Annotated in this window: 10 protein-coding genes and 1 pseudogene; 5 read left to right on the plus strand and 6 right to left on the minus strand. The window is 34.3% G+C overall.

All coding sequences use genetic code 11. From position 1 onward, the window contains the following. Window positions 1–43: 43 nt before the first annotated feature. Window positions 44–1,699, minus strand: a complete 1,656-nt coding sequence (locus LIX58_RS06880; RefSeq protein ID WP_126565560.1) for an APC family permease — start codon at window positions 1,697–1,699, stop codon at window positions 44–46. A 188-nt stretch (window positions 1,700–1,887) separates the two neighbouring features. Between LIX58_RS06880 and LIX58_RS06885 the strand changes: the two genes are divergently transcribed. After that, window positions 1,888–2,487: a YdeI/OmpD-associated family protein gene (locus LIX58_RS06885; protein ID WP_154837221.1), complete on the plus strand. Its 600-nt coding sequence runs from the start codon at window positions 1,888–1,890 to the stop codon at window positions 2,485–2,487. 755 nt (window positions 2,488–3,242) lie between these two features. On the opposite strand, the gene LIX58_RS06890 is transcribed toward LIX58_RS06885, so the two are convergent. Beyond that, window positions 3,243–4,286, minus strand: a complete 1,044-nt coding sequence (locus LIX58_RS06890) for a 2,3-butanediol dehydrogenase (RefSeq protein ID WP_154837219.1) — start codon at window positions 4,284–4,286, stop codon at window positions 3,243–3,245. Window positions 4,287–4,759: 473 nt separating this feature from the next. On the opposite strand from LIX58_RS06890, the pseudogene LIX58_RS06895 reads away from it, so the two are divergent. The 4 genes and pseudogenes from LIX58_RS06895 (at window position 4,760) to LIX58_RS06910 (ending at window position 8,355) form a co-directional block, all read left to right on the plus strand. Further along, a pseudogene (locus tag LIX58_RS06895) lies at window positions 4,760–6,067 on the plus strand (betaine/proline/choline family ABC transporter ATP-binding protein). Next, complete coding sequence (locus LIX58_RS06900) at window positions 6,067–6,702, plus strand: ABC transporter permease (protein WP_154837217.1); 636 nt, start codon at window positions 6,067–6,069, stop codon at window positions 6,700–6,702. Before LIX58_RS06895 ends, LIX58_RS06900 begins: the two are co-directional and overlap by 1 nt. Before the next feature lie 25 nt (window positions 6,703–6,727). Continuing rightward, window positions 6,728–7,672 (plus strand): osmoprotectant ABC transporter substrate-binding protein, encoded by a 945-nt coding sequence (locus tag LIX58_RS06905; RefSeq protein WP_154837215.1) that lies wholly within the window; start codon window positions 6,728–6,730, stop codon window positions 7,670–7,672. Continuing rightward, window positions 7,672–8,355: an ABC transporter permease gene (locus LIX58_RS06910; RefSeq protein ID WP_226386205.1), complete on the plus strand. Its 684-nt coding sequence runs from the start codon at window positions 7,672–7,674 to the stop codon at window positions 8,353–8,355. Before LIX58_RS06905 ends, LIX58_RS06910 begins: the two co-directional genes overlap by 1 nt. 87 nt (window positions 8,356–8,442) lie before the next feature. Here LIX58_RS06910 and lrgB read toward each other — a convergent pair whose 3' ends face one another. From lrgB to LIX58_RS06930, 4 genes are all read right to left on the minus strand, one after another. Next, entirely contained in the window at window positions 8,443–9,144 is a 702-nt protein-coding gene (gene lrgB / locus LIX58_RS06915) for an antiholin-like protein LrgB (protein ID WP_154837211.1), read from the minus strand. After that, entirely contained in the window at window positions 9,144–9,599 is a 456-nt protein-coding gene (gene lrgA / locus LIX58_RS06920) for an antiholin-like murein hydrolase modulator LrgA (RefSeq protein ID WP_154837209.1), read from the minus strand. Before lrgA ends, lrgB begins: the two co-directional genes overlap by 1 nt. A 296-nt stretch (window positions 9,600–9,895) precedes the next feature. Beyond that, window positions 9,896–10,666 carry a response regulator transcription factor LytR gene (locus LIX58_RS06925; protein WP_154837207.1) on the minus strand — a complete coding sequence of 257 codons (771 nt, stop codon included), beginning with the start codon at window positions 10,664–10,666 and terminating at the stop codon, window positions 9,896–9,898. Next, window positions 10,667–12,421: a sensor histidine kinase gene (locus LIX58_RS06930; protein WP_226386206.1), complete on the minus strand. Its 1,755-nt coding sequence runs from the start codon at window positions 12,419–12,421 to the stop codon at window positions 10,667–10,669. It lies immediately after the preceding gene. Window positions 12,422–12,590: the final 169 nt, after the last annotated feature.

Here is a 12,590-nt window from a genome sequence, read left to right on the forward strand (position 1 = left end):
ATACCAAACGTGAAGTCACTTTCACGCTTGGTATGGATTAAATTTATTTCTCTGCTTGCTCTTGATTAGCTTCTCGTTTCGCTTCTGCAAGTGTATCTTTTTTCATTTGCTTATTGATCTTCTTAGCACGTTTGTAATAGATACTTTCGAAATAGCTTGTAGTACCCATTTTATAGAAGATTAATGCTAATACAATGATCACAATGAAATCATAAGGGTAGTGAATTAAGTTGATTCCTTTAAATTCCTTACTACCAATAAATGACATAGTGGCTAATAAGATTAAGTAAATAATAATCCATAAACTACCGCCAATTTGTTTTTTAGTGTTTTTCCAATTCATTTTATATTCATAGAAGAAATAAATTGGTAAACCTAAAATGATAATGAAAATAACTTCAGCAGTTGTTGGCCACATTGCCCAGTAAATCGCTAATGAAGCGAGAACGAATGATAAAGGTGCCATCACTTTCAATAACGTACCACGGAATGGACGATGTAATTTAGGACCCATTTTACGTAGGGCAATTACTGTTGTTGGACCAGTTAAGTAAGCTACTAATGTAGCTGTTGAGATAACCGCCGCAAGTACACCCCAGTCACGGAATAACGTAACCATAATCATACTAATAATGGCATTGAATGCAATCGCAACTCGTGGAATGTTGTAAGTTGTATTGATTTTACCTAAGAATTTAGGAATATGACCATTTTGTTCCATCGCATTTAAGACACGACCTGTAATCGCTACGAAAGAAACACCTGTACCAAATGGTGAAACTACCGCTTCAATATATAATAAAATCGCTAACCAGTTAATACCTAACAAAATCGCCATATCTGCGAATGGTGAGTTGAAGTTAATTCCGTGCCAACCATGTTCATGAATCATTGATTGTGGCATAGAAGTAATAAACGTACTTTGTAAAATAACGTATAATGCGGCACTTAATGTTAATGAAATTGCGATACCGCGCGCAATATTTTTCTCAGGATTTTTAATTTCAGATCCCATATTAATAATCGTTTGGAATGCATTAAATGAGAAAATGATACCTGAAGTAGTTGTAGCCGCAAAGATTGGGGCACTACCATAAGGCATAAATTGGCCCATAGATGAACCATAGTTACTAGTGTCGAAACCAGAAAGCATTAACATAATGATTGTTAATAAAGGCACACCTAATTTAAAGACTGAAATTAAACTTGTAAATGACGTTAATAATTTTACTGACCAGTAATTCAGTAAAGAAAAGATAATGATAATAATATATACAGCAAATAAGCCAATCGTACTAATCGTTCCATTATGCATCAACGCACTAGTAGGCTTTGCCCAATCCCATGGCCAAGAGCTAATGTACTGAACAGCAGATACCGCTTCAATTGGGATAATCGTTACGAGTGAAACCCAGTTAGCCCACGCAGCAATGAATCCTAGTAAAGACCCGTGCGTATATTGTGCATAGTTACTCATACCACCAGATTGTGGGAACATTGTTCCGATTTCAATGTAATTGTAAGAAATTGTACCTATTACAATAAAACCAATAACCCACGAAATAATGGCAGCTGGGCCCGCTATAGAAGACGCTTCCCATGCACCAAAGAGCCAACCAGAACCAATTAAACTACCTAGACCAAGTAGTACTAATTGTGTCAAACTGATTTTATTACTATTGTTATTGTTGTTTCCCATAAATACTCCTTTTAATATTGTTTTAATATTCATTTAAAATGACACTTTTAATTATACGCCAATCGTATAATTAGTCAATTTACATTTTAGTAAATTTACAAAATATTGTGTTAACAATAGTTAATTTTAAACTTAAATAATATAATAACTGTATTGTTATCAAATTATTTAATAAGAAGGTGTTTAAGATGACGCATAAACAAGCCAATGATCAAGTTTTAGCTTTTTTGGAAAAGGATGGTCAATGGAGGGAAGCCTATCAATATCTTAGAGATTTAATATTTGAAGAAACTGAATTAGAAGAGACCTATAAATGGATGCATCCGTGTTATACATTAAACGACGCAAATGTCGTATTAATCCATGGCTTTAAACATTATGTAGCGTTACTCTTTCACAAAGGTGCCATCTTGGAAGATGAATATCATACATTAATTCAACAAACGGAGAAGGTTCAAGCAGCGAGACAATTAAGGTTTGAAACATTAGATGAGATTAAAGCGCGTCGTGAAGAAATTCTTTATTATGTGAATGAAGCAATTAAAGTGGAAAAAGCTGGCAAGAAAGTAGAAATGAAGAAGACAGAGGATTACGACATACCTGAAGAATTACAAAGTAAACTTGATGAAGTGCCAGAGTTTAACGAGGCGTTTTATAATTTAACCCCGGGACGTCAACATCAATATATTTATCATATTTCACAAGCGAAACGCAGTCAGACAAGACAAAGTAGAGTGGAGAAATATTTTAATCATATCTTAGAAGGCAAAGGCATGTATGATAAGTAAAATGTAGTTCTAAGATCAAATTTCACTCGTTTAAGTTGTAAAGAAATTCTTAGATAAACATTTACTTATTTTTGTTGCGATGCTTCCCAGGTGGGCTGTCTCTAAAGCAGTTCTAAGGTAGATATTTACTTGTTTAAGTTGTGCGCTTTCCTGTGGGAAAGGCTCGTGCCTGTAGTCACTCGACACTTTCTTTTCCACTAGGAGTCGTCACAACTACACTGCGTAATCTACCTTAGAACTACTTACATAAGTGCATAGCACTTATGTTCATTAATAACTCTAACTCTTTCATGCATCACACAAAAGTATTCGTAGTTTATCTTTAGAATGTCTTACATAATCCTCATTTAAAACTATGAAATAAATTATATTGAAGTACCGTGTTTATTAAATATATATAAAGATTTTTAGTGTTGTAGCGAGAATTTTATAAGTATTATAATTTTAATGAATTTAAGCGTTTAAGTACTTATATAGTTCTAAAATGGATAATGGAACGTAGTTGAGCGACGCCTGAGGGAACAGTACAAGTTGAAGACCTTAGAAACTTCCCCGGATTTATCTGTGAGAAATTTCTGGCTGAAACTGTACCCTAGGCAAGCGTCTCAACTTAAGTGTAATGGAAATCCATTTAAGAACCACTTTAGAAATACTAGCTAGAAATACGAAGTATTGAATACATAATAAGCCCCTCCATAAAGTGGATTATGGAGGGGCCTTTAAGGAATGATATTATCAATCAATTAATCAATAGATTAACCGTTTAATTTAACTAAGATTTTAGCTTGTGATTTATCATTTACTAATTGCTCGAAACCAGATTCAACGATGTTTTCTAATTCGATTTCATCTGTAACTACGCTCTTAACATTTAAGCTACCGTTCGCAATTAAATCAATTGTTTGTTGGAATGTAGTAGGTGAGTAAGCGATAGTTGAAGCTAAGTGGATACCAGAGTTAGTTAATAACATTGGATCGAAGCTCACTTCATGCGCAAAGATTGAAACGATAACGACTGTACCTCTAGGACGTGTTACTTTAACAGATTGTGCTAATGTCACACCTACACCAGCTACCTCGAAAGTAACGTCTACACCATTTTCAGTGTGTTCGTTAATATATTCAACTGGGTCAACATTACCAGAATTAATAATATGAGTAGCGCCTACTTCTTTAGCTTTAGCCAAACGTTCTTCTGATAAGTCGAAAACGAAGATTTTACTTGCGCCAGCTGCTTTGGCTGCAACGACAGTTAATAAACCGATTGGTCCAGCACCAAAGACTGCTACAGTGTCGCCGAATAATAAATTACCTTCTTTAACAGCTTGAACTGCTACTGCTGTTGGTTCTACTAATGCACCTTCTTTGTCAGATACATTTTCAGGTAAAGCATAAACATTTTCTTCAGGAGCATTAGTGAATTCTGCGAAACCACCATCTGAACCTAATCCGATGAATGAGTAACCATCATATAAATCTACGCTTTCGTCTTTTTCACGTTTAGAAACAGTTGGGTTAACAACTACGCGATCGCCTTTTTTATATTTAGTTACATCTTTACCAACTTCTTCAACCACACCAGCAAATTCATGACCTAAAGTTACAGGTGCTTTTTGACCTAAGAATGGGTCAGGTTTATCTGTAGAGATAAATACAGGTCCTTCTAAATATTCGTGTAAGTCAGTACCACAAATTCCAGCCCAAGATACTTTAACTTTCACTTCATTATCTTTTAATTGTTTAGGTTCGCGATCTTCAACACGAACATCTTTTTGACCATACCATACTGCTGCTTTCATAAAGTAAAACATCCCTTCGTTAAATACTTATTACATCTTTAGATTAATACTAACGTTCTGGGAATTCAATTTTTCCTAATAAAATTTCGTTATTGATTTTGAAGATTTCGACAATTCTATGAACTTTGTTGATGACAATAATATTTATTAGTATTTAATTTCTTTTGTTTTAAAAGTATTGTTGAAGTTTTCTTAATTGTAAGGTTGCTTTAACGTTATAAGCATAAAAATTAAATTGTGAAAAATTTTTAATAGTTTCAAAAATGTAACGTTTCAAAAAATTATATAGGGTATATATAAATAAATGATGAAAAATTAACGAATTTCATTGAAATTGAATTTACTAAAATTTTATGGAGCAAAGGTCATGAGACCCTTGTTTGACTTATGACACATTTGTTTAACAACGGGACTAATGGCCTTTTTATGTTCGTTTATTTTTCTTCAGGGTTTAAATAGGAAGGAGAAAGCTAATGACGCTAAGTATTAAAAACTTAACCAAGATTTATTCAGGGAATAAAAAAGCGGTAGATAATATTTCATTAGATATCGAATCTGGAGAGTTTATTGCTTTTATTGGGACAAGTGGTAGTGGTAAAACGACAGCTTTGCGTATGATTAACCGTATGATTGAAGCTACTGACGGAACTATTGAAATGAATGGGAAGAATGTACGAAGTATGAATCCAGTAGAATTACGTCGTAGTATTGGTGACGTGATTCAACAAATTGGGCTTATGCCACATATGACTATTCATGAAAACATTGTGTTAGTACCGAAACTTTTAAAATAGTCTAAAGAAAAGAAAGATGCGAAAGCGAAAGAATTAATTAAGTTAGTTGATTTACCTGAAGATTATTTGGATCGTTATCCATCTGAATTATCAGGCGGTCAACAACAACGTATCGGGGTTGTACGTGCATTAGCAGCCGAGCAAGATATCATCTTAATGGATGAACCATTTGGTGCATTAGACCCTATTACAAGAGATACTTTGCAAGATTTAGTGAAAGAATTACAACAAAAGTTAGGGAAAACATTCATATTTGTAACGCATGATATGGATGAAGCGATTAAATTAGCAGACCGCATTTGTATTATGTCACAAGGTAAAATTGTGCAATATGATACGCCAGATAACATTTTAAGAAATCCAGCGAATGATTTCGTTAAAGAGTTTATTGGTCAAAATAGATTGATTCAAGACCGTCCTAATATGAGAACTGTGGAAGATGCAATGATTACACCTGTTACTGTAAATGCAGATGATTCGTTGAATGATGCAGTTAACGTTATGAGACAAAGACGTGTTGACACTATCTTTGTGGTGAATAATCATAATCGCTTATTAGGGTTCTTAGATATTGAAGATATTAACCAAGGTTTACGCCAAGATAAAGAACTTATCGATACCATGCAGCGTGATGTTTATAAAGTACATATAGATTCAAAATTACAAGATTCAGTTCGCACAATTCTTAAACGAAATGTGAGAAACGTTCCAGTTGTTGATAATGATAATACGCTAATTGGTTTAATTACACGTGCTAATTTAGTAGATATCGTATACGACTCAATTTGGGGCGAAAGTGATGAAGAAATGGAATTATCAGATTCACATATGAACGATGTAGAACGTGAGAATGAAATTGGTAATCAAGAGAAAAAGGACCTAGCGCAACACCAACATGAAGATGCGACACATAAACAACAAGACGTAACGGATCGTTTTGATACAGAGAATTTGGATGATACGCATAATTCAGGAGTTGATCGTTAATGAAAGAATTTTTCCAAGAATATGGAAGCCAACTCGTATCGAAAACAATCGAACACTTCTACATATCAGTGATCGCGTTATTGCTTGCGATTGTCGTAGCGGTACCGTTAGGCATTTTATTATCTAAAACTAAGCGAACTGCGAATGTAGTGTTAACGATTGCGGGTGTGCTTCAAACGATACCGACGTTAGCCGTTTTAGCACTTATGATTCCAATCTTTGGTGTAGGTAAGACACCAGCGATTGTTGCTTTATTTATTTACGTATTGTTACCCATTTTAAATAATACCGTACTTGGTGTACAAAATATTGATAAAAATATTATTCAAGCTGGAACGAGTATGGGTATGACGAATTTTCAATTAATGAAAGACGTAGAGTTGCCACTTGCGTTACCGTTAATTATTAGTGGTATTCGCTTATCAAGTGTGTATGTTATTGCTTGGGCGACATTAGCAAGTTATGTCGGCGCAGGTGGTTTAGGTGACCTTGTATTCAATGGTCTGAACTTATATCAACCACCAATGATTATTAGCGCTGCTATTCTTGTTACTTGTTTAGCTTTAATTGTTGACTTCTTGCTTTCTTTAGTTGAAAAGTGGGCCGTGCCTAAAGGACTTAAAGTATCTAGATAATTGAAAAGGGAGGATTTCTAAATTTATGAAAAAGTTTAAATTAACTTTCATACTTCTGGCATTGTCCCTCGTTGTATTATCTGGATGCGGATTACCAGGTCTAGGCGATGGCGATGCGAAAGACAGTGTAAAAATCACTGCAACAGAAACTAGTGAAACGAAGATAATGGCAAATATTGAGAAATTAATGATTGAACATTACACACATGACAAGGTTAAACCAACGATTATAGGTAACTTAGGATCTAGTATCATTCAACATAACGCGTTACAACGTGGTGATGTGAATATGTCAGCGGTACGTTATACAGGTACTGAATTGACAAGTGTTTTAGACGCGCCACCGACGAAAAATCCGAAAAAGGCGATGGCAGAGTCGCAAAAACTTTTCAAAAAGAAATATAATCAAAAGTTCTATAATTCATTTGGATTTGCCAATACTTATGCATTTATGGTGACAAAAGAAGTTGCTGATAAATATCATCTTGAAAAGGTTTCGGATTTAAAAAAATATAAAGATGAATTACGTCTTGGTATGGATACGCAATGGATGAACCGTGCGGGTGATGGTTATCCAGCATTCCAAAAAGATTATGGCTTTAAGTTTGCGAGTGCACGTCCAATGCAAATTGGTTTAGTTTATGACGCTCTAAAGAATAAAAAATTAGACGTGGCTGTAGGTTATTCAACGGATGGACGTATTGCAGCGTATAATTTAAAAATTCTTAAAGATGACCGCAAGTTCTTCCCACCGTATGATGGTAGTCCGTTAGCGACAGAGAAGTTAATTAAAGACAATCCAGAAATTGATAAAGCATTAAAGAAATTAGAAGGTAAAATTAGTACAAAAGAAATGCAGAAATTAAATTATGAAGCGGATGGTAAAGGTAAAGAGCCTGCCGTTATTGCTGAAGAGTATGTGAAAAAACATAACTATTTCGAAGATGATAAGAAAGGTGGTCAAAAATAATGAAAGGTAACTTATTAAGCTCGCTTTATGAATATTATACCTTGAACTTTGGCTACCTTATGGAGTTATTTTTCAAACATTTATTAATGTCGATTTATGGTGTGTTATTCGCGTGTATTATTGGAATACCATTGGGAATACTAATTGCCAGATATTCTAAATTAGCATGGCCGGTCATCACGATAGCGAATATTATTCAAACTGTACCTGCTATCGCTATGTTAGCTATTCTAATGTTAGCTTTAGGTTTAGGGCCAACAACAGTAGTTGTAGCTGTGTTCCTATATGCGTTACTTCCTATTATAAAAAATACGTATACTGGAATTACAGAAGTGGATGCTAACATTAAGGATGCTGGTAAAGGTATGGGTATGACAAGTAACCAAATTATGCGCATGATTGAACTGCCTTTATCATTATCTGTTATTATCGGAGGTATTCGTATCGCGCTAGTTGTAGCTATTGGTATTGTGGCTATTGGTTCATTTATTGGTGCACCAACACTTGGTGATATCATCATTCGTGGTACGAACTCAACAGATGGTACGGTTTATATTTTAGCCGGAGCTATTCCCATTGCTTTAATTGCGATTATTATTGATTTAGGGTTACGCGGTTTAGAAAAAAGATTAGACCCAACTCATAAAAGTAAAAAGAATAAACAAGTTCAAAAAATTAATTAATAAGTGTTAGATAAATAAGAAAAGCGTTGTATACGCGTGAAGTTGCACTATAATAGTGCGCTTTCACGGTAACAACGCTTTTTATTATTAGAATAATACTGAAGCAAGTGGTGGAACGATGGCTACGATAATGACACCTACGATAACCACTGCGATACTTCCCATTGATTCTTCTGTTTCCCCTAATTCTTTTGCTGCGGCAACGCCTAATGTATGTCCGCTAGTACCTAACGCTAAGCCTCGTGCGATAGGGTTAGAGATTTTAAATAATTTAACAATTTTAGTACCTAATGCAGAAATTACGACTGCGTTTAAAATAACGGCTAATGATGTTAATTCTTTCGCACCGCCAATACCTTCAGAAACTGGTAAAGCAATTGCTGTTGTAGCAGCTTGTGGTAACATTGATGCACCGATTTGATCTCCTAAACGGAAAAGGATTGTTACTAAGTAAATTAAGATTAAAGCAACTAATGTACCGATTGCGATACCGCCAAAAATTTGTAGCCAATATTTCTTCAATACGTCACGCTTTTTATATAAAGGAATCGCGAAACTGATTGTTGCTGGTTCTAAGAAGAAGTTGATGATGTCGCCACCAATTTTATAATTTTCATAGCTAATGCCTGTAACTTTTAAGAAAACAATACCTGCTACCATTGCCACAAAGAGTGGTGCAAGTAAGAAGAAACCATTTGTCTTTTTATAAAAGTATTGTGCGATAACAAACGGAATGAGTGAGACTAATATCCCAAAATATGGTGTAGTGATACCTAAATGCTCTGCCATTATTTACCCTCCCCAAGTTTTGTGTTTTCATTTTGTTCTTTAGATGGGAATAATGATTTTGTAACGAATAACTGTGAAACAAATCCCACACAAATAAGTAATAATAATGTTGAAATAATGATTAATAATAAGATTAAAATCGGATGTTGACTTAAGATAGGTAATGAATTAATTACAGAAACCCCAGCTGGTACGAATAAGAAACTAATGTTATTTGTTAGTGCTGTACCGACACCTTCAACTTGTCCCAATTTTACAATTCCTGTATATAATAATATGAATAATAATACCAGTCCGATAACCGATGCTGGCATTGGAAATGGTATAAAGCTTTCAATAATTTTTGAAATTAATAAAACGACTGCAATGGTTAAAGCTTGTTGGAAAAAGCTATATGTTTTTTCAACTTTGCCATTTCCATGACTACGCGTTTCTTGCGTCTTTGCTTGACTCATTATTTTTCGCTCCCTCTCTCTATTTCTCTTAAGTTCAGTTTATTATTGAAGCGGTTACTTTTGGGAGATTAAAAGGCGAGTTACAAAAAATGTGTTGTGAGATGCATTATTTGAAAGGTGACTATCAATAAGGGAAAAGAAGTTCTTAGCTACTTTAAATAAGAGTTAACACATAGTTACTTTTCAGAGAGTTAGAGGTAAAAAAGAAAAGCTTTTAATCTCATCTTAGCGAGCTGAATTTGAAGGCTCTCCATGGATTAAAAGCTTAGATTTAGTATGATGATACGTAAACGTATTTATTTTAAACCAATTTCTTGCTTGAATGCTTTCATATAAGAACGACTGACTTGATATTTAATGCCAGTTGTCATCGTCACTTGATAAGTGTAGTTAAACCATTGTTCTACGCTATCGATGTGTTGTTTATTAATAATCGTGGCACGATGAATTTTAATGAATTGTTCCTCTGGCAATTTTTTATCATAAGAATTGAGCGGTTCTGTTGATTCATAATCTCTTTTGATTGTAGATATGGTTGTAACACCATTGTTAACTGAAACACCAACGATGTCTGCTAAGTTAATAACGTAAATACGTTCATCGACCTCGATAGGAATAACAGATGGTGAAGCGGTAGTTGACTTATCATTTGGCATAGGGTTTTCTTTTTGTGCAAAATCAGACGATTCTGTCGTATTTGAACGAAGTAATAGGGCACGTTTTACTTTTTGAACGGCTTGCGCGATACGTTCTTGTTCAAAAGGTTTTAAAATATAGTCTAGTGCGTTGAGTTCAAATGCTTTTACAGCAAAGGTATCATGTGCTGTGGCAAAAATGATAAAAGGTGCCTGTTTCATTTTTTGAATTTTTCCAGCTAAATCAATGCCACTTTCATCCATTAAATTAATATCAAGAAAGACAAGGTCATACGTTTCATAAAGCAATTTTTCAAGTGTCTCTTCAATATTTTCAGCTTCTTCTATTAATTCGAATCCACCCATCTCGTCTAATAAATAGTGTAATTCATTACGTGCTAGGGGTTCATCATCTACAATTAGCGTTTTCACTTAGTCTTCCTCCTTTAAATGATGATAAGGGATGTGACAACTCACAGTAGTACCTTGGTCATTAGAATTGAAATGAAGTTGAGCAATAGAACCATATATTCCTACTAAACGACGGTTCAAATTCTCCAATGCGCTTCCTGTACCTGTTTCAGACATGACACTCATTTGACCAATCAATGGTAATTTCTCTGCATCAATACCGTTTCCGTTATCACTTACAGCAATTTTAAGCGCTTGTTGTTCATAATGGGCATTGACTTCAATAATGTTATTTTTGCGTCGATGTTTAAACGCATGTTTAATTGCATTTTCAACTAATATTTGAATAATGAAAGGTGGAATTAATACATTTTTACAATCTTGGTCTACATGATAATGAATCGTGAAGCGGTCTGGAAATCTTGCTTGTTCTAATGATAAGTACGCTTCTACTTGTTGTAATTCTCTTTCTAAAGTAATCGTATTATTATGCGCCCCTTGTAAGTTTGATCGAAAGAACTGGCTTAAATGTAGTAATAATTTGCGGGCCTTTTCACTATCGATACGTACAAGCGCCGAAATCGTATTAATCGCATTAAAGAAGAAATGAGGATTCACTTGTGCTTGTAATGACTTAATTTCGGCATCACGCAAGAGCTTACTTTGCATCTCAGCTTGTCCAAGTTCTAATTGACTTGAGAAAATGTCTGCCAAACCACGCGCGAGTTGTTTAGTCGAAGTTGTGATGTCACGTTCTTCAGTAAAATAAAATTTTAAAGTGCCAGCTATTTCATTATTCGTCATTAAGGGGATAACAATCGCAGCCGTTAAAGGACAATTCGGATTATTACAACCAATACTTTCTTTTGAATGGGCTTCCTTCAATTGCCCGGTGCGAATCACTTCTTTAGATAAATGAGTGATAATTTCTTTCTTCGCAACATGGTGGTCACTCCCAGCTCCCACATGTGTTAGGATGTCTGTTTTATTAGTAATCGCTACGGCAGATACTTTCATTAGCTTTAAAATGATTTCAGCTACTGGCCTTGCTGATTTCTCATTTAATCCCGAACGAAAATAGGGTAACGTTTTATTCGCTAGTTCTAATACGTCATGGGTTTGTATCGCACGTGTTTGTTCTTCTTGTTTGAGCGTCGATAAGATGATAGATAAGAAAATAGCTGTACCAATACTGTTAATTAAAATCATAGGTATTGATATAAATTGAACTAATGACCAAGCAGCTGTTGCATCATCAGCAAAAACAAAAATACAAATCATTTGAATGGCTTCATTTAATGCTCCTATTACTGCGCCAACAAGCATAGTAGGGTAAGTATAACGACGCATCGTACGGTAACCATATACTCCTGATATTAAGGCAATAATTACAGAGGAGATTAAATAAGTATAGGCATTTGCACCACCAATAAATAAACGTGATAAACCAGATATAATACCAACAATAATAGCGACAAACGGTCCACCAATCAGACCTGACATGCCAATGGTTAACACACGTGTATTGGCCATCGAAGCATTGTCATTCAAATGATAATAAATATTGCTAGAAATAATTTTGCCATTTTCAATCTCAATTCCTGTGAAATTAGAAATAATCGCGAAAAGAGAGAAAATAATTGTTAATTGCCATTGAGAGCGTAACTTCTCACGTTCACCCATCATTTTTTTTAAATGATTAACATTCATCAATATGTAGGCAATGATAATGATTAAACCTACGCGCTCAAGCAATAATATAAATAAGTTAAACATATTAAGACACCTTAATTTTAGAAAATTTAAATATACTGTTTATTATAATATGGAAAATTTGATGTTAATAGATTAAAATTAATAACTATATTTACCAGTTATTTTAGAATTAGTCGTTTAAGATATTTTTAACTATTTTAATAAGAAATATTTCATAAAATAAAGTATT

This window comes from Staphylococcus sp. Marseille-Q1834, from assembly GCF_916858875.1.
GTDB classification, from domain to species: Bacteria; Bacillota; Bacilli; order Staphylococcales; family Staphylococcaceae; genus Staphylococcus; species Staphylococcus pragensis.

Coding starts and splice junctions, on each gene's coding strand:
- LIX58_RS06930 (WP_226386206.1), bottom strand. CDS start 12,421: ATGTTTAACTTATTTATATTATTGCTTGAGCGCGTAGGTTTAATCATT.
- lrgA (WP_154837209.1), bottom strand. CDS start 9,599: ATGAGTCAAGCAAAGACGCAAGAAACGCGTAGTCATGGAAATGGCAAA.
- LIX58_RS06910 (WP_226386205.1), top strand. CDS start 7,672: ATGAAAGGTAACTTATTAAGCTCGCTTTATGAATATTATACCTTGAAC.
- LIX58_RS06900 (WP_154837217.1), top strand. CDS start 6,067: ATGAAAGAATTTTTCCAAGAATATGGAAGCCAACTCGTATCGAAAACA.
- LIX58_RS06905 (WP_154837215.1), top strand. CDS start 6,728: ATGAAAAAGTTTAAATTAACTTTCATACTTCTGGCATTGTCCCTCGTT.
- LIX58_RS06880 (WP_126565560.1), bottom strand. CDS start 1,699: ATGGGAAACAACAATAACAATAGTAATAAAATCAGTTTGACACAATTA.
- LIX58_RS06890 (WP_154837219.1), bottom strand. CDS start 4,286: ATGAAAGCAGCAGTATGGTATGGTCAAAAAGATGTTCGTGTTGAAGAT.
- lrgB (WP_154837211.1), bottom strand. CDS start 9,144: ATGGCAGAGCATTTAGGTATCACTACACCATATTTTGGGATATTAGTC.
- LIX58_RS06885 (WP_154837221.1), top strand. CDS start 1,888: ATGACGCATAAACAAGCCAATGATCAAGTTTTAGCTTTTTTGGAAAAG.